The sequence below is a fragment of the Burkholderia stagnalis genome (assembly GCF_902830275.1).
In the GTDB taxonomy this organism is placed as follows: Bacteria; Pseudomonadota; Gammaproteobacteria; order Burkholderiales; family Burkholderiaceae; genus Burkholderia; species Burkholderia stagnalis.
In genome coordinates this window covers 1-17,210 of record NZ_CADESW010000012.1, presented here as the reverse complement: position 1 = coordinate 17,210, position 17,210 = coordinate 1, and the positions used below count along the sequence as shown (strand labels likewise).

Sequence of the window (17,210 nt, the reverse complement as noted above, 5' to 3'; positions counted from 1 at the left end):
CGCTCTGGCCCTCGTAGCCGACCATTCCGGACGGCGCGGCCCTGCGATCCATGCACAATCAGATTTTTATGTCCGACCTGCAAACCTCCAACCCGAATACCGAATCCTTTGCGGCTCTGTTCGAAGAGTCGCTGACCCGCCAAGACATGCGCGCCGGCGAAGTGATTTCCGCCGAAGTCGTGCGCGTCGACCACAACTTCGTGGTCGTCAATGCAGGCCTCAAGTCCGAGGCTTACATTCCGATCGAGGAATTCCTGAACGATCAGGGCGAGGTTGAGGTGCAGGCGGGCGATTTCGTGTCCGTCGCGATCGACGCGCTCGAAAACGGCTACGGCGACACGATCCTGTCGCGCGACAAGGCGAAGCGCCTTGCATCGTGGCTGTCGCTGGAAAAGGCCCTCGACAACAACGAACTCGTCACCGGCACGATCACCGGCAAGGTGAAGGGCGGCATGACCGTGATGGTCAACGGCATCCGCGCGTTCCTGCCGGGTTCGCTGGTCGACACGCGTCCGGTCAAGGACACGACCCCGTACGAAGGCAAGACGCTCGAGTTCCGCGTCATCAAGCTCGACCGCAAGCGTAACAACGTCGTGCTGTCGCGCCGCGCAGTGATCGAAGCAACCCAAGGCGAAGAGCGCGCGAAGCTGCTCGAGACGCTGAAGGAAGGCGCGATCGTCAACGGCGTGGTCAAGAACATCACCGACTACGGCGCGTTCGTGGACCTCGGCGGCATCGACGGCCTGCTGCACATCACCGACATCGCATGGCGCCGCGTGCGTCACCCGAGCGAAGTCCTGTCGGTTGGCCAGGAAGTCACCGCGAAGATCCTCAAGTTCGACCAAGAGAAGAACCGCGTCTCGCTGGGCATCAAGCAACTGGGCGACGATCCGTGGGAAGGCATCTCGCGCCGTTACCCGTCGGGCACGCGCCTGTTCGGCAAGGTCACGAACATCACCGACTACGGCGCATTCGTCGAAGTGGAATCGGGCATCGAAGGCCTGGTCCACGTGTCGGAAATGGACTGGACGAACAAGAACGTCGCTCCGTCGAAGGTTGTCCAGCTGGGCGACGAAGTCGAAGTCATGGTCCTCGAGATCGACGAAGACCGTCGTCGTATCAGCCTCGGCATGAAGCAGTGCAAGCCGAACCCGTGGGATGACTTCAGCCGCAACTTCAAGAAGGGCGACAAGATCACGGGCGCGATCAAGTCGATCACCGACTTCGGCGTGTTCATCGGTCTGCCGGGCGGCATCGACGGCCTGGTCCACCTGTCGGACCTGTCGTGGAGCGAAGCTGGCGAGGAAGCCGTCCGCAAGTACAAGAAGGGCGACGAAGTGGAAGCGATCGTGCTCGGCATCGACGTCGAGAAGGAACGCATTTCGCTGGGCATCAAGCAGCTCGAAGGCGACCCGTTCAGCAACTACGTTGCAATGAACGACAAGGGTTCGATCGTCGACGGCGTGGTGAAGTCGGTCGATGCGAAGGGTGCCGTGGTCACGCTGACCGGCGACGTCGAAGGCTACCTGCGCGCGTCGGAAATCTCGCAAGACCGCGTGGAAGACGCTCGCAACGTGCTGAAGGAAGGCGACAAGGTCAACGCGATGGTGATCAACATCGATCGCAAGTCGCGCGGCATCAACCTGTCGATCAAGGCGAAGGATTCGGCCGAGCAGCAAGAGGCGATCCGTGGCCTGCAGTCCGACAGCAGCGCAGCGGCAACCGGCACGACGAACCTCGGCGCGCTGCTGAAGGCCAAGCTCGACGGCCAGAACCAGTAAGCCTTACGAGGTCTGCTGAAGTATGACCAAATCCGAGTTGGTCGCACAGCTGGCATCGCGATTTCCGCAACTTGTCCTCAAGGATGCGGATTTCGCGGTGAAAACGATGCTCGATGCGATGTCCGAAGCTCTGTCCAAAGGGCATCGCATCGAAATTCGGGGCTTCGGCAGCTTCGGCCTCAACCGTCGCCCGGCGCGCGTCGGGCGCAACCCGAAGTCGGGGGAGAAAGTGCAGGTGCCCGAGAAGTTCGTGCCGCACTTCAAGCCCGGCAAGGAATTGCGCGAACGCGTCGACGGCCGGGCCGGCGAACCGTTGAAGCCCGAGGACCCGGACGACGATCGTTGAACGTCATCCGGCCTGCCTGGAACCCATCCAGCAAAGGCTGAAGAAGAGCGCCCCCTCGCGGGGCGCTTTTTTGTTTTCGCGGCAAGCATTCGATGCGTGCCGGCGCACGCGCGAAACGGATGCGCTGTCGCAGAAACGCATCCTTTACAATACGGGTCGATTCGGCGTGGCGAGGGGGAGTCGCGTGCGCCGCGGTGAAATCTCAATCAAGAGAGGGCTTCATGAAATTTATCGTCTGGCTGATCCGGGTATTGGTGTTCGTGCTGTTGCTGGTGCTCGCATTGGCCAATACGCAAGCCGCGACGCTGAATTTCCTCGCCGGGTACGCCTGGCAAGCTCCGTTGATCCTGATCGGTCTCGCCTTCTTCGCGGTCGGCCTGGCGGCCGGCCTGCTGTCCGCGCTGCCCTCGATCTTCCGCATGCGCCTCGAGAACGGGCGCCTGAAGCGCGACTTGCGCACGGCGCGCGAAACCCCGGCCATCGTCGACCAACCGCCGATGCCGCCGGTCATTTAACGACCCTGTGAGCCGCGCGAAACGCCGCGCGGTTTTCGTTTCCGCTTCGATATTTCGCATGGATCTGGATTTCTGGTGGTTGCTCGCGATTCCGGTCGCTTTTGCGCTTGGCTGGGCCGCATCGCGCTATGACCTGAAGAATCTGCTGTCGGAGAGCGCCAATCTGCCGCGCTCGTATTTCCGCGGCCTGAATTTTCTGCTGAACGAACAACCCGACAAGGCGATCGACGCGTTCATCGAGGTCGCGAAGCTCGACCCCGAGACGGTCGAACTGCACTTCGCGCTCGGCAACCTGTTCCGCCGCCGCGGCGAGACGGATCGCGCGATCCGCGTGCATCAGAACCTGCTGAGCCGCACCGACCTGCCCGTCAACGAGCGTGATCACGCGCTGTACGAACTCGGCCAGGATTTCCTGAAGGCCGGCCTGCTCGATCGCGCGGAAGAAACCTTCCACATGCTGGCCGACGGCGACCGCGCGCTCGGCGCGCAGCGTGCGCTGCTGACGATCTACGAGATCGAGAAGGACTGGAACAAGTCGATCGACACCGCGAAGCGCATCGAGTCGATGGGCGGGGGGCAACTCGGCACCGAGATCGCGCAGTTCCATTGCGAGCTCGCGCAGGAGGCGCTGCAGCGCAAGAACGCCGCGGCTGCCGCGGAGCAGTTGCGGCTCGCGCTGGTCGCGAATCCGCAGAACGTCCGCGCGACGATCCTGTCCGGCGATGCGGCGGCGGCGGCGGGCGACCACGCGGGCGCGATCGGGCACTGGAAGCGCGTCGAGGCGCAGAACCCGGCCTACCTGCCGCTCGTCGCCGACAAGCTGATGAAGGCTTTCATCGCGCTCGACCGGGCCGGCGAAGGCGCGGAGCTGCTGATGGGCTACGTCGACCGCTATGCGTCGAACGACCTGCTCGAGATCGCGTACCAGCACATCGCCGCATTGCGCGGGCAAGATGCCGCGCACATGCTCGCGCGCACGCAGATGGAGAAGTCGCCGAATCTGTCGGGCATGCTGCACCTGCTCGATGCGCAGATCGCGGCGGCCGACGAACCGCGCCGTAAGGAGCTTGAAATGATGCGTGCGCTGATCAAGCAGCGCACCAAAAATCTGCCACGGTATACGTGCCAGAATTGCGGTTTCCGGGCACGGCTCTTTTACTGGCAGTGCCCCGGTTGCAGCGGTTGGGAAACCTATGCGCCGCGCCGCGTCGAACCTGCCGTGCCGAACTGATCGGCGCGGGCGGGACGAACGCGATGCGGACGCCGCCGGGCCCGGCCCGGCGGCCAAGTCAGTCAATCACCGGGAACCCTTACCGGAACATCTATGAAAATCACCATCATCGGCACCGGGTACGTCGGTCTCGTCACGGGCTCCTGTCTCGCGGAAATCGGTCATGACGTCTTCTGTCTCGACGTCGATCCGCGCAAGATCGACATCCTGAACAACGGCGGCATGCCGATTCACGAGCCAGGGCTGCTCGACATCATCGCGCGCAACCGCGCGGCGGGGCGCCTGCGCTTCTCGACCGATGTCGAGGCGAGCGTCGCGCACGGCGAGATCCAGTTCATCGCGGTCGGCACGCCGCCCGACGAAGACGGCTCCGCCGACCTGCAATACGTGCTCGAGGCGGCACGCAACATCGGCCGCCACATGACCGGCTTCAAGGTGATCGTCGACAAGTCGACCGTGCCGGTCGGCACCGCGCAGCGCGTGCGCGGCGTGGTCGACGAGGCGCTGGCCGCGCGCGGCCTCGCGGGCAGCGTCGCGCACCGCTTCTCGGTCGTGTCGAATCCCGAATTCCTGAAGGAAGGCGCGGCGGTCGAGGACTTCATGCGCCCGGACCGGATCATCATCGGCGTCGATGACGACGAGGTGGGCGTGATCGCGCGCGAGAAGATGAAGAAGCTGTACGCGCCGTTCAACCGCAATCACGAGCGCACGATCTACATGGACGTGCGCTCGGCGGAATTCTCGAAGTACGCGGCGAATGCAATGCTCGCGACGCGCATCTCGTTCATGAACGAGATGTCGAACCTGGCCGACAAGGTCGGCGCCGACATCGAAGCCGTGCGGCGCGGGATCGGCTCCGATCCGCGCATCGGCTATCACTTCCTGTATGCGGGCGTCGGCTACGGCGGCTCGTGCTTCCCGAAGGACGTGCAGGCGCTGATCCGCACCGCGGGCGAGAACGGCCAGCCGCTGCACATCCTCGAGGCGGTCGAGGCGGCCAATCACGCGCAGAAGAGCGTGCTGATCGGCAAGATCGAGCAGCGCTTCGGCGCGGATCTGAGCGGCCGCGAGTTCGCGGTCTGGGGCCTCGCATTCAAGCCGAACACCGACGACATGCGCGAGGCGCCGAGCCGCCGCCTGATCGCCGCGCTGCTCGAGCGCGGCGCGGCGGTGCGCGCGTACGACCCGGTCGCGATCGAGGAGGCGCGGCGCGTGTTCGCGCTGGATCTCGGCGCGGACCCCGATGCGCTGTCGCGCCTGCATTTCGTCGACACGCAGGACGTCGCGGTGACCGGTGCGGATGCGCTCGTGATCGTCACCGAGTGGAAGGAATTCAGGAGCCCCGATTTCGCGCGCCTGAAGGCGGAACTGAAAGCGCCGGTGATCTTCGACGGGCGCAACCTGTACGAACCGGATGCGATGGCCGAGCTCGGCATCGACTACTACGCGATCGGGCGTCCGCATGTCGATCCCCAGACCGTTTCCCGTGGATGACCGGACGATGAACGCCCCTCGTGAAATCGGCCCGGTGCCGCGCGAGCAGATCGCGCGCTCGCGCGTGCTCGTCGTCGGCGACGTGATGCTCGATCGCTACTGGTTCGGCAATGTCGACCGCATCTCGCCGGAAGCGCCGGTGCCCGTCGTGCACGTGCAGCGCCAGGAAGAGCGCCTCGGCGGCGCGGCGAACGTCGCGCGCAACGCGGTGACGCTCGGCGGCCAGGCCGGGCTGCTGTGCGTCGTCGGCTGCGACGAGCCGGGCGAGCGGATCGTCGAGCTGCTCGGCACGAGCGGCGTGACGCCGCACCTCGAGCGCGATCCGTCGTTGCCGACGACGATCAAGCTGCGCGTGCTTGCGCGCCAGCAGCAACTGCTGCGCGTCGACTTCGAGGCGACGCCGACGCATGAGGTGCTGCTTGCCGGGCTCGCGCGCTTCGACGCGCTGCTGCCGCAGCACGACGTGATCCTGATGTCGGATTACGCGAAGGGCGGCCTCACGCACGTGACGACGATGATCGCGAAGGCGCGCGCGGCCGGCAGGCCCGTGCTCGTCGATCCGAAGGGCGACGACTGGGAGCGCTATCGCGGCGCGTCGTTGATCACGCCGAACCGCGCGGAGCTGCGCGAGGTCGTCGGGCAATGGAAATCGGAAGACGACCTGCGCGGGCGGGTCGCGAAGCTGCGCGCGTCGCTCGACATCGACGCGCTGCTGCTCACGCGCTCGGAGGAGGGCATGACGCTGTTCTCCGGCGCGGGCGAGCTGCATGCGCCGGCGCTGGCGCGCGAAGTGTTCGACGTGTCCGGCGCGGGCGACACGGTGATCGCGACGGTCGCGACGATGCTCGGCGCGGGCGTGCCGCTCGTCGACGCGGTCGTGCTTGCGAATCGCGCGGCGGGGATCGTGGTCGGCAAGCTCGGCACCGCCACGGTAGACTACGACGAACTGTTTCACTGAGCGCATGCGCGCGGCGCGCTCGTTGCGCCGCGCGCTGCCTCGTCACTTTTTCAGACAGGACGACCATGACCCTCATCGTCACCGGCGCGGCCGGTTTCATCGGCGCGAACATCGTCAAGGCGCTCAACGAGCGCGGCGAGACGCGCATCATTGCGGTCGACAATCTGACGCGCGCGGACAAGTTCAAGAACCTCGTCGATTGCGAGATCGACGACTACCTCGACAAGACCGAATTCGCCGAGCGCTTCGCGCGCGGCGATTTCGGCAAGGTGCGTGCGGTGTTCCACGAAGGCGCGTGTTCGGACACGATGGAACACGACGGCCGCTACATGATGGACAACAACTTCCGCTACAGCCGCGGCGTGCTCGATGCGTGCCTCGCACAGGGCGCGCAGTTCCTGTACGCGTCGTCGGCAGCGACCTACGGCGGCTCGACGCGCTTCGTCGAGGAGCGCGAGGTCGAGGCGCCGCTCAACATCTACGGCTATTCGAAGTTCCTGTTCGACCAGGTGATCCGCCGCGTGCTTCCGAGCGCGAAGAGCCAGATCGCCGGCTTCCGTTACTTCAACGTGTATGGCCCGCGCGAGACGCACAAGGGCCGCATGGCATCGGTCGCGTTCCACAACTTCAACCAGTTCCGCGCGGAAGGCAAGGTCAAGCTGTTCGGCGAATACAACGGCTACGCGCCGGGCGAGCAGACGCGCGATTTCGTGTCGGTCGAGGACGTCGTGAAGGTGAACCTGTTCTTCTTCGATCATCCGGAGAAGTCGGGCATCTTCAACCTCGGCACCGGCCGCGCGCAGCCGTTCAACGACGTCGCGACGTCGGTGGTCAACACGCTGCGCGCGCTCGACAACCTGCCGCCGCTGACGCTCGCGCAGCAGGTCGAGCAGGGGCTGATCGAATACGTGCCGTTCCCGGACGCGCTGCGCGGCAAGTACCAGTGCTTCACGCAGGCGGACCAGACGAAGCTGCGCGCGGCCGGCTACGATGCGCCGTTCCTGACGGTGCAGGAAGGCGTCGACCGTTACGTACGTTGGCTGTCCGGCCAGGTTTAAGCCGGCGCGCCGATTCCTTAGACTGGGTCTCACGGTCGGCGGCCGCCGGCCGTTTTCACTTGGAGATCCGGAACATGATCAAGAAATGGTTCGCTGCGGCAGCCCTGTTCGGCGCGATCGCGTCGGCGTGGGCGGCCGTCGACGTCAATGCCGCGAGCGAGGATGCGCTCCTCGGCATCAAGGGCATCGGGCCCGCGAGGGCCAAGGCGATTCTCGACGAACGCAATGCGCGGGGGCCGTTCAAGAATGCGGACGACCTCGCGGCACGCGTGAAGGGGATGGGCGGTCACACCGTCGAGCGCCTGCAGCGCGAAGGGCTGACGGTTGGCGCGGCGCCGCCGGCTGCCGCGGCGAAATCCGCTGCCGCACCGACTGCCCCGGCGACGGCGACTGCGCCGGCCAAGCCCGGCGCGGCGCGCACCGCACAGAAATAGCGTTCGAGCGATCGCGTACGCGAGCCGGACGAACAGGCTCCTTCAGCCGTCGTCATTGCGACGGTTTCCCGCGGCATGCCGCGGGTTTTTTGCGTGGCGATGCCGCGCGCATGCCGTCGCCGGGTGCGGGTATTCCATCGCGGCGAAGGGGGTAGAACGCGTGTGCTGCGTCGCTGGTTTACAATCGACCGATTGATCAGCCTCGTACTCACGGTATCTCCATGGCTTACAAAACTATCGAAGACACGATCGGCAACACGCCGCTCGTGCAACTGGTCCGCCTGCCGGATGACGAGATTCGCGCGCGCAACAACGTGATTCTCGCGAAACTCGAAGGCAACAATCCGGCGGGGTCCGTGAAGGATCGTCCGGCGCTGTCGATGATCCGCAAGGCCGAGCAGCGTGGCCGCATCAAGCCGGGCGATACGCTGATCGAGGCGACGAGCGGCAACACGGGCATCGCGCTCGCGATGGCCGCGGCGATCCGCGGCTACAAGATGGTGCTGATCATGCCGGAGGATCTGTCGGTCGAGCGCCGCCAGAGCATGGCCGCATACGGCGCGGAAATCATCCTCACGCCGGTGAAGGGCGGGATGGAGCTGGCGCGCGATCTCGCGGAGCAGATGCAGCGCGAAGGCAAGGGCGTGATCCTCGACCAGTTCGCGAACCTCGACAACCCGCTCGCGCACTACGAAGCGACGGGGCCGGAAATCTGGCGCGACACGGACGGCCGCATCACGCACTTCGTGTCGGCGATGGGCACGACCGGCACGATCATGGGCGTGTCGCAGTACCTGAAGGAGCGCAACGAGAAGATCGAGATCGTCGGCGCGCAACCGGAAGAGGGCTCGCGCATCCCGGGCATCCGCAAGTGGCCGGAAGCCTACCTGCCGAAGATTTTCGATCGCAGCCGGGTCGACCGCGTCGAGAGCGTGAGCCAGGCGGCCTCCGAAGCGATGGCGCGCAAGCTCGCGGCCGTCGAAGGGATCTTCGCGGGCATCTCGTCGGGCGGCGCGTGCGAAGTCGCGATGCGCATCGCGCGGCAGGTCGAGAACGCGACGATCGTGTTCATCATCTGCGACCGCGGCGACCGCTACCTGTCGACGGGTGTATTTCCCGCGTAAGCGTTATCGTTCGCACGCAATAAAAAAACGCCGCGATGCGGCGTTTTTTGTTGTCCGTGCGTGATGCTTTACTGTGGTGCCTGCGTATTCGAGTCGGCGGGCGCGAGCGCACCGTTCGCTTCCATCTGCGCCTTCACGCTTTCGCCGAGCTCGTAGACCGCGAGCGCGTAGAAGAAGCTGCGGTTGTAGCGCGTCAGCACGTAGAAATTCTTGAGCCCGAGCATGTATTCGGTCGCGCGCCCCGGCGACGGCAGATCGACGACGGTCACCGGCGTGTCTGCCTCGCCGGCCACGTTGATCGTCGGCTCGTTGAGCGTCAGGCCCGCGCGCAGCAGTTGCGACAGTGCCCAGTGCGGCTCTGGCTGCCCGTCCGCCGCGGCTTGCGCGATGCCCTGGCTGCCCGTGTCGGGCGCGATCTGCCAGACCACCGGCCGGTTGGTTTCCCAACCGTGCTGCTTCAGGTAGTTCGCGACGCTGCCGATCGCATCGGCCGGGCTGTTGCGCAGGTCGACGTGGCCGTTGCCTTCGAAATCGACCGCATATTCGCGGATGCTGCTCGGCAGGAACTGCGGGATGCCGATCGCGCCCGTGTACGAGCCGAGCACGGTCGTCGGGTCGAGCCGGCTGTCGCGCGTCCAGACGAGGAAATCCTCGAGGTTCTTGCGGAACGTCGCCTGGCGGCTGTCGCGGTTCGGCGTGTCCGGATAGTCGAAGGTGAGCGTCGTCAGCGCGTCGAGCACGCGGAAGTTGCCCATGTAGCGGCCGTAGATCGTCTCGACGCCGATGATGCCGACGATCACCTCCGGCGGTACGCCGAATTGCTCCGACGCGCGCTGCAGCGTCGCCTGGTTCGCTTTCCAGAACTTCACGCCCGCATTGATGCGGATCGGCTCGATGAAGCGCGAGCGATACAGGCGCCAGTTCTTGACCGACGGCGTCGGCGCAGGCTTCACGAGCTTGACCGCGGTCGCCGAGTAGCTCACGCGTGAAAACAGCGTGCGCAGGCTCGCCTGATCGAAGCCGTGGCGGCTCGCCATCTCGTCGATGAATGAATCCACCTGCGTATTGTTCGCGTAGCGCTGCGGGACGATCTCTTCCTCGAAGGTTTGCCCTTGCTGCGCCGCCTGTTGCGGCTGGGCCTGCGCGACGAGCTTGCCGGCGGGCTTCGCCGTCTTCGTCTGCGCGCCGGCCGGCGCGGCACAGAACGCGGCGGCGAGGACGGCGGCAATGAACGGGAGACGGAGGCGGGACAGCGCGGCGGGAGATGCGGCAGGCTTGTTGTAATTCATGACGAACCGGGTCGGACAGGGCGAATGTGTTCGGCGCAGTATACCCGACGCATCTGGCACATCGGGGCGGTTCGGCCTTCCGTTGTGGTAAGTTAGCGGCGAATTCGCGACAGACGATGGACCTTATCGATGGAGACCTGCGGCGCCGGCGCGCCGCGGACGACGCTTATGGCAACCGCCTTTTATACGCACCCCGACTGCATGCTGCACGAGATGGGGGAATGGCATCCGGAATGCCCGGCCCGGCTGTCGGCGATCCAGGACCAGCTGATTGCCAGCCGCATCGACGACCTGATCGCGCACGAGACCGCGCCGTTCGCGAGCGAAGTGGCGCTCGCGCGCGTGCATACGCAGGCGCATATCGACTATATCCGAAGCATGACGCCGGTCGACGGCTACGTCGAGATCGATCCCGATACGCTGATGAACCGCGATACGTGGCGCGCGGCGCTGCGCGCAGCCGGCGCCGCGATCGCGGCGACCGACGCGGTGATCGAGGGGCGCTACGACAATGCGTTCTGCAGCGTGCGGCCGCCCGGCCATCACGCGGAGCCGGCGCGCGCGATGGGCTTCTGCTTCTTCAATAACGTCGCGATCGCGGCGCGGCATGCGCTCGACGTGCACGGGCTCGAGCGCGTCGCGATCGTCGACTTCGACGTGCATCACGGCAACGGCACCGAAGCGGCGTTCGCGAACGACGAGTGCGTGCTGATGTGCAGCTTCTTCCAGCATCCGCTGTATCCGTTCTCGGGCGCCGAGCACCAGGCGCCCAACATGGTCAACCTGCCGATGCCCGCGCGCAGCAACGGGATGGCGATCCGCGAGGCGGTCGACATGTTCTGGCTGCCGCGCCTCGAAGCGTTCAAGCCGCAGATGCTGTTCGTGTCGGCGGGCTTCGACGCGCACCGCGAGGACGATATCGGCGGCCTCGGCCTTGTCGAGGCGGACTTCGAATGGCTGACCGCGCAGGTCGTGGACGTCGCGCGCCGTCACGCGCAGGGCCGCATCGTCAGCTGCCTCGAGGGCGGTTACAACCTGTCCGCGCTCGGGCGCAGCGTCGTCGCGCATCTGCGCGCGCTGGCCGGCATCTGACGCCGCGCCGCCGCGCTCAGCGCGCCGGCGCGCGCGCGTGAATCCACGCGATCAGCGCGCCGATCACGCGCTCGCGGTCGAGATCGTTCATCGTCTCGTGGAAGCCGCCCTCGTATAGCGTGAGCGTGCGGTCGGGCGAGCCGACGCGCGCGCCGAACGCGCGGCTGCCGTCGGGCTCGGTCAGCTTGTCGTCGGTGCCGTGATAGACGAGCACCGGCACGCGCAGCGCGCCGCGGCCGCGCTCGATGCGCGCCATCGCATCGAGGATCTCCGCGCCGGTGCGCGCGGGCACGGCCGCGTGATGCACGAGCGGGTCGGTGCGGTTGGCCTCGACCACCGCCGGATCGCGCGACAGCAGCGCCGGATCGATCCGGATCGCCGGAAAGGTCGGCCACACGCGGCTGATCACGCGGCTGACCGCGAGCATCCAGCGCGGCACGTCGCGGCCCGGCGCCAGCGCGGGGCTCGACAGCACAAGGCCTGCAAGCGTGCGGCCGCGTGCCGCCGCGCGCTCGATCGCATACAGTGCGGCGACCGCACCGCCCATGCTGTGCCCCATCAGGAACAGCGGCGCGCCGCCGCGCGCGGCCTTGTCGACGAGCGCATCCGCGTCGTTCAGGTAGCCGTCGAAGCGCTCGACCCACGCGCGCTTGCCCGGCGACTGGCCATGCCCGCGCAGGTCGACGGCGAGCACGTCGATGCCGGCCGCGTTCAGGCGCGCGGCGAGCGCGGCGTAGCGTCCCGCATGCTCGGCGAGGCCGTGCACGAGCGCAACCGTCGCGCGCGGCGCGCCTTCGCCGGCCAGCCAGCGGTACGACGCCAGCTCGAGCCCGTCGGCAGTGCGCAGCCGCCCCATGCGCGGCGGGTGCGACGCGGGCGGGGCGGAGGCGGGTGCGGCGGCCGGGCTCGGGGTGGCAGTCATCTGGCGTGTCTCCTTCGTTCGTTGGCATTCGCGCTCCCGATCATAGACGCCGCGCCGCCGCCACGCGCCAGCGCTGCCCTCTAATTTCGATCAGTTATGAAAAGATCGAAATCGATTATTAAGGGGAATTAGTGGATTGCGGTAGAATCGCCGGCTATTCCAGATGCATCGGCGGCCGACTGGCGGGGCCTGCACAGGCAGCTCCACAGCCGTCCGCCGTTTTGTTTACATGATCGAATTACGTAATCTGTCGCAGCGCTTCCCGGGGCCGAATGGATGGGTCGAGGCGCTGCACAACGTCAATCTGACGGTTCCCCAGGGCGAGGTGTTCGGCATCATCGGCCGCAGCGGCGCCGGCAAGAGCACGCTCGTGCGCACCATCAACCTGCTGACCCGGCCGACCGAAGGCAATGTCGTCGTCGGCGGGCGCGACCTGACGCTGCTGCCCGCGCGTGCGCTGCGTGAAGCGCGCCGCGAGATCGGCATGATCTTCCAGCACTTCAACCTGCTGTCGTCGCGCACGGTGTTCGACAACGTCGCGCTGCCGCTCGAGCTGGCCGGTGCGAGCCGCGCCGACATCGAGGCCGCGGTGCTGCCGCTGCTCGACCTCGTCGGGCTGTCCGCGCAGAAGGACCGCTATCCGGCGCAGATCAGCGGCGGCCAGAAGCAGCGGGTCGGCATCGCGCGCGCGCTCGCGAGCGAGCCGAAGGTGCTGCTGTCGGACGAAGCGACGTCGGCGCTCGACCCGGAAACGACCCGCGCGATCCTCGACCTGCTGAAGCGCATCAACCGCGAGCTCGGCCTGACGATCGTGCTGATCACGCACCAGATGGAAGTGATCAAGCAGGTCTGCGACCGCGTCGCGGTGCTCGATGCCGGGCGCGTGGTCGAGGAAGGCAAGGTCATCGACGTGTTCCTGCAGCCGCACCACGAAGTGACGCGCGCGCTGATCGGCGACGTGATCGCGCAGGAGCTGCCGCCTGCGCTGAAGGCGCGCGTGGCCGAGCGGCTCAAGACCGGCAGCGGCCACCTGCTGCGCCTCGCGTTCACGGGTTCGGGCGTCGACCAGCCGATCCTGTCGGAGACGATCCGCCGCTACGAGCTCGATTTCAACATCCTGCACGGCCAGATCGACGAGATCCAGGGCCAGGCATTCGGTTCGCTCGCGGTGCTCGCGGGCGGCGAGCCGGGCAAGGTCGGACAGGCGCTCGCGTTCCTGCGCGAGCAAGGCGTGGTGGTGGAGGAGCTTTCGTATGTTGAGTGAAATGTTCGACATGTTCGTGCAGTCGTTCTGGGAGACGCTGATCATGGTCGGCATCTCGGGCGTGGTCGGCGCGCTCGTCGGGCTGCCGCTCGGCGTGCTGCTGTACCTGACCGACCGCCAGGGCGTGCTGCAGAACCTTGCGGTGAACCGCGTGCTCGGCGGTATCGTGAACGCGGTGCGTTCGACGCCGTTCATCATCCTGCTGGTCGCGGTGATTCCGTTCACGCGGCTCGTCACCGGTTCGTCGATCGGCACCGCCGCGGCAGTCGTGCCGCTGACGCTCGCGGCCGCGCCGTTCATCGCGCGGCTCGTCGAGACCGCGCTGCGCGAAGTGGACCGCGGGCTGATCGAGGCCGCGCAATCGATGGGCGCGACGACCTCGCAGATCGTCTTCAAGGTGCTGCTGCCGGAATCGCTGCCGGGCGTCGTCGCCGGGCTGACGATCACGTTCGTGTCGCTCGTCGGCTATTCGGCGATGGCGGGCGCAATCGGCGGCGGCGGGCTTGGCGACCTCGGCATCCGTTACGGCTACCAGCGTTACCTGCCGGAAGTGATGTGGACGGTGGTCGCGATCCTGATCGTGTTCGTGCAGCTGGTGCAGTCGTTCGGCGACTGGCTCGTGCGGCGGCTCAGCCACAAATAAGACGACATTCTTGCGCTTGGGGGAAAGACGATGCAACGACGATTCATGCTGAAGCTGGCGGCGGCGCTCGGCGCGGCCACACTGTTCGCGGCGGGCGCACCGGCCCGTGCGGAGACCATCAAGGTCGGCGTCACGGGCGGCCCGCACGCGCAGGTGATGGAGGCGGTGAAGAAGGTCGCGGCAAAGAGCGGCCTCGACATCCGGATCATCGAGTTCTCCGACTATGTGCAGCCGAACGCGGCGCTCGCCGCCGGCGACCTCGACGCGAACAGCTACCAGCACGATCCGTATCTGCAGGCGCAGGTGAAGGACCGTGGCTACAAGCTGATCAAGGTGGCCGAGACCGTGACGTTCCCGATGGGCGTCTATTCGAAGCGCGTGAAGTCGCTGGCCGAGCTGAAGCCCGGCGCGCGCGTCGCGATCCCCAACGATCCGACGAATGGCGGCCGCGCGCTGCTGTTGCTGCAGAAGCAGGGCGTGCTGAAACTGCGTGCGGATGCGGGGCTGAAGGCGACGCCGCTCGACATCGTCGACAATCCGAGGAAGCTGAAGATCGTCGAGCTCGATGCGGCGCAGATTCCGCGCTCGCTCGGCGACGTCGACGCGGCAGCGATCAACACCAACTTCGCGATGGAAGCGGGGTTGAAGCCCAAACAGGACGCGATCGCGATCGAGGGTCCGAACGGCCCGTACGCGAACATCATCGCGATCCGCGAGGCGGACCGGAACAAGCCGTGGGTCGCGCAGCTGGTCGCGGCCTATCATTCGGCCGAGGTGAAGCAGTTCATCGAAGGCAAGTTCGGCGGCGCGGTCGTCGCCGCCTGGTAACGTGCGGCGCACGGGGCGCCCGGCGGCGATTAGAGTCGATGATCGAAAACCCGGGCTTTGCGTCCGGGTTTTTTCTCTTTTAAAATAGAACGACCGTTCGATATCATTGGCGCGTCGCCAAGAAGCGGTATCCTCGACATCCACGATGGATGGGTCCGCTTGGCCGCGCAGTCACGAGGCCTCGCTATAAAATGGCCTCTGGTCGTATTCGTAACTTTGGAGCGTGTGCATGAAAATCCTGGTGCCAGTGAAAAGAGTGGTCGATTACAACGTGAAGGTCCGCGTGAAGTCGGACAACACGGGCGTCGACATTGCGAACGTGAAGATGTCGATGAACCCGTTCGACGAAATCGCGGTTGAGGAAGCGGTGCGCCTGAAGGAAGCGGGCGTGGCGACCGAAGTGATCGCGGTGTCGGTTGGCGTGACGCAAGCGCAGGAAACGCTGCGCACGGCGCTGGCGATCGGCGCGGATCGCGCGATCCTCGTCGAGTCGAACGACGGCGTCGAGCCGCTGGCCGTCGCGAAGATCCTGAAGGCGCTGGTCGACAAGGAAAAGCCGCAGCTGGTGATCCTCGGCAAGCAGGCCATCGACGACGACTCGAACCAGACGGGCCAGATGCTGGCCGCGCTGGCGGGCCTGCCGCAGGCGACGTTTGCATCGAAGGTGACGGTGGCGGACGGCAAGGCCACGGTGGCGCGTGAAATCGACGGCGGCGCGGAAACGCTGTCGCTGACGCTGCCGGCGGTCGTGACGACCGACCTGCGCCTGAACGAGCCGCGCTACGTGACGCTGCCGAACATCATGAAGGCGAAGAAGAAGCCGCTGGAAACCGTGAAGCCGGAAGACCTCGGCGTGGACGTGACGCCGCGCCTGAAGACGCTGAAGGTGGCGGAGCCGCCGAAGCGCGCGGCCGGCGTGAAGGTGCCGGACGTGAAGACGCTGGTCGAGAAGCTGAAGACCGAAGCCAAGGTGCTGTAAGGGGAGCGGAAAGAAATGACGATTCTGGTAATTGCAGAACACGACAACGCGTCGATCAAGGCGGCCACGCTGAACACGGTGGCGGCGGCGACGAAGATCGGCGGCGACATTCACGTGCTGGTTGCAGGCCACAACGCGCAGGGCGCGGCGGATGCGGCAGCGAAGATCGCTGGTGTTTCGAAGGTGCTGCTGGCCGACGCGCCGCAACTGGCCGAAGGCCTCGCGGAAAACGTCGAAGCGACCGCGCTGAACATCGCGAAGGATTACTCGCACATCCTCGCGCCGGCGACGGCCTACGGCAAGAACATCGCGCCGCGCATCGCCGCGAAGCTGGACGTCGCGCAGATCTCGGACATCACGGCAGTCGATTCGGCCGACACGTTCGAGCGCCCGATCTACGCGGGCAACGCGATCGCAACGGTGCAATCGAGCGACCCGATCAAGGTGATCACGGTGCGTGCGACGGGCTTCGATCCGGTGGCGGCCGAAGGCGGCAGCGCAGCGGTCGAGAAGATCGAAGCGGCAGCCGACGCAGGCAAGTCGCAGTTCGTGAGCCGTGAAGTGACGAAGCTGGACCGTCCGGAGCTGACGTCGGCGAACATCATCGTGTCGGGCGGCCGTGGCCTGGGCAGCGGCGAGAACTACACGAAGGTGCTGGAGCCGCTGGCCGACAAGCTGTCGGCGGCACTCGGCGCATCGCGCGCCGCAGTCGACGCCGGCTACGTGCCGAACGACTACCAGGTCGGCCAGACCGGCAAGATTGTCGCGCCGCAGCTGTACATCGCGGTCGGTATCTCGGGTGCGATCCAGCACCTGGCCGGCATGAAGGATTCGAAGGTGATCGTCGCGATCAACAAGGATCCGGAAGCGCCGATCTTCAGCGTGGCCGACTACGGCCTCGTCGGTGACCTGTTCACGCTCGTGCCGGAACTCGTGAGCGAACTGGGCTGATGCGGCGTGATGCGCCGCAGCTGATGCTTCAGCGGTAAGCACACGATACGAGGGGCGCGACGAGCGCCCCTTTTTTTACGCCATAAGCAGAAGAAGGAGGAGCAACGATGAGCTACATCGCCCCCGTCAAGGACATGCTGTTCGTGCTGAAGGAACTCGCCGGCATCGACGCCGTTGCGCAGTTGCCGGGCTTCGAGGATGCGGGTTTCGACACCGCGCAGGCCGTGCTCGACGAATCCGCGAAATTCTGCGGCGAGGTGCTGGCGCCGCTGAACGTCGAAGGCGATCGCAACCCGAGCAG

Annotated in this window: 18 protein-coding genes; 16 read left to right on the top strand and 2 right to left on the bottom strand. The window is 66.1% G+C overall.

Annotated features, from left to right (window positions below; all coding sequences use genetic code 11):
* Positions 1-68 precede the first annotated feature (68 nt).
* The 9 genes from rpsA (at position 69) to cysM (ending at position 8,941) form a co-directional block, all read left to right on the top strand.
* Positions 69-1,781, top strand: a complete 1,713-nt coding sequence (gene rpsA / locus HWY45_RS20645) for a 30S ribosomal protein S1 (RefSeq protein WP_059563423.1) — start codon at positions 69-71, stop codon at positions 1,779-1,781.
* Between the two features lie 22 nt (positions 1,782-1,803).
* Positions 1,804-2,127: an integration host factor subunit beta gene (locus tag HWY45_RS20640; protein ID WP_026044908.1), complete on the top strand. Its 324-nt coding sequence runs from the start codon at positions 1,804-1,806 to the stop codon at positions 2,125-2,127.
* A gap of 221 nt (positions 2,128-2,348) precedes the next feature.
* Complete coding sequence (locus HWY45_RS20635; protein ID WP_059884865.1) at positions 2,349-2,642, top strand: LapA family protein; 294 nt, start codon at positions 2,349-2,351, stop codon at positions 2,640-2,642.
* A gap of 58 nt (positions 2,643-2,700) precedes the next feature.
* Positions 2,701-3,873: a lipopolysaccharide assembly protein LapB gene (lapB, locus tag HWY45_RS20630; protein WP_059802220.1), complete on the top strand. Its 1,173-nt coding sequence runs from the start codon at positions 2,701-2,703 to the stop codon at positions 3,871-3,873.
* A 93-nt stretch (positions 3,874-3,966) separates the two neighbouring features.
* A complete protein-coding gene (locus tag HWY45_RS20625; RefSeq protein WP_059884864.1) occupies positions 3,967-5,367 on the top strand; it encodes a UDP-glucose dehydrogenase family protein in 1,401 nt (466 codons plus the stop codon).
* 7 nt (positions 5,368-5,374) lie between these two features.
* Positions 5,375-6,325, top strand: coding sequence for a D-glycero-beta-D-manno-heptose-7-phosphate kinase (rfaE1, locus tag HWY45_RS20620; RefSeq protein ID WP_059563427.1), 951 nt, complete (start codon positions 5,375-5,377; stop codon positions 6,323-6,325).
* A 65-nt stretch (positions 6,326-6,390) separates the two neighbouring features.
* The gene (rfaD, locus tag HWY45_RS20615; protein WP_059884861.1) at positions 6,391-7,383 is read left to right on the top strand and encodes an ADP-glyceromanno-heptose 6-epimerase; all 993 of its coding nucleotides are present in this window, start codon (positions 6,391-6,393) and stop codon (positions 7,381-7,383) included.
* A gap of 74 nt (positions 7,384-7,457) precedes the next feature.
* Positions 7,458-7,817: a ComEA family DNA-binding protein gene (locus HWY45_RS20610; RefSeq protein ID WP_059802218.1), complete on the top strand. Its 360-nt coding sequence runs from the start codon at positions 7,458-7,460 to the stop codon at positions 7,815-7,817.
* A gap of 221 nt (positions 7,818-8,038) precedes the next feature.
* Positions 8,039-8,941 (top strand): cysteine synthase CysM, encoded by a 903-nt coding sequence (cysM, locus tag HWY45_RS20605; protein ID WP_017333096.1) that lies wholly within the window; start codon positions 8,039-8,041, stop codon positions 8,939-8,941.
* Positions 8,942-9,009: 68 nt separating this feature from the next.
* Here cysM and mltB read toward each other — a convergent pair whose 3' ends face one another.
* Positions 9,010-10,230, bottom strand: coding sequence for a lytic murein transglycosylase B (gene mltB / locus HWY45_RS20600; protein WP_059563430.1), 1,221 nt, complete (start codon positions 10,228-10,230; stop codon positions 9,010-9,012).
* Positions 10,231-10,398: 168 nt separating this feature from the next.
* Here mltB and HWY45_RS20595 point away from each other — a divergent pair, with 168 nt between their 5' ends.
* On the top strand, positions 10,399-11,322 hold the full coding sequence (locus HWY45_RS20595; RefSeq protein ID WP_059885058.1) for a histone deacetylase family protein: 924 nt from the start codon (positions 10,399-10,401) through the stop codon (positions 11,320-11,322).
* 16 nt (positions 11,323-11,338) lie between these two features.
* On the opposite strand, the gene HWY45_RS20590 is transcribed toward HWY45_RS20595, so the two are convergent.
* Entirely contained in the window at positions 11,339-12,244 is a 906-nt protein-coding gene (locus HWY45_RS20590; protein WP_059884859.1) for an alpha/beta hydrolase, read from the bottom strand.
* A 229-nt stretch (positions 12,245-12,473) separates the two neighbouring features.
* Between HWY45_RS20590 and HWY45_RS20585 the strand changes: the two genes are divergently transcribed.
* From HWY45_RS20585 to HWY45_RS20560, 6 genes are all read left to right on the top strand, one after another.
* Positions 12,474-13,508 (top strand): methionine ABC transporter ATP-binding protein, encoded by a 1,035-nt coding sequence (locus HWY45_RS20585; RefSeq protein ID WP_059563432.1) that lies wholly within the window; start codon positions 12,474-12,476, stop codon positions 13,506-13,508.
* Positions 13,498-14,151: a methionine ABC transporter permease gene (locus HWY45_RS20580; RefSeq protein ID WP_059563433.1), complete on the top strand. Its 654-nt coding sequence runs from the start codon at positions 13,498-13,500 to the stop codon at positions 14,149-14,151. Before HWY45_RS20585 ends, HWY45_RS20580 begins: the two co-directional genes overlap by 11 nt.
* Before the next feature lie 30 nt (positions 14,152-14,181).
* Positions 14,182-14,979, top strand: coding sequence for a MetQ/NlpA family ABC transporter substrate-binding protein (locus HWY45_RS20575; protein WP_059884856.1), 798 nt, complete (start codon positions 14,182-14,184; stop codon positions 14,977-14,979).
* A gap of 229 nt (positions 14,980-15,208) precedes the next feature.
* Entirely contained in the window at positions 15,209-15,958 is a 750-nt protein-coding gene (locus HWY45_RS20570) for an electron transfer flavoprotein subunit beta/FixA family protein (protein WP_059563435.1), read from the top strand.
* A 15-nt stretch (positions 15,959-15,973) separates the two neighbouring features.
* A complete protein-coding gene (locus HWY45_RS20565; protein ID WP_059884855.1) occupies positions 15,974-16,909 on the top strand; it encodes an electron transfer flavoprotein subunit alpha/FixB family protein in 936 nt (311 codons plus the stop codon).
* A gap of 107 nt (positions 16,910-17,016) precedes the next feature.
* A partial coding sequence (locus tag HWY45_RS20560) for an acyl-CoA dehydrogenase N-terminal domain-containing protein (protein WP_176118385.1) occupies positions 17,017-17,210 on the top strand: 194 nt, incomplete at its 3' end.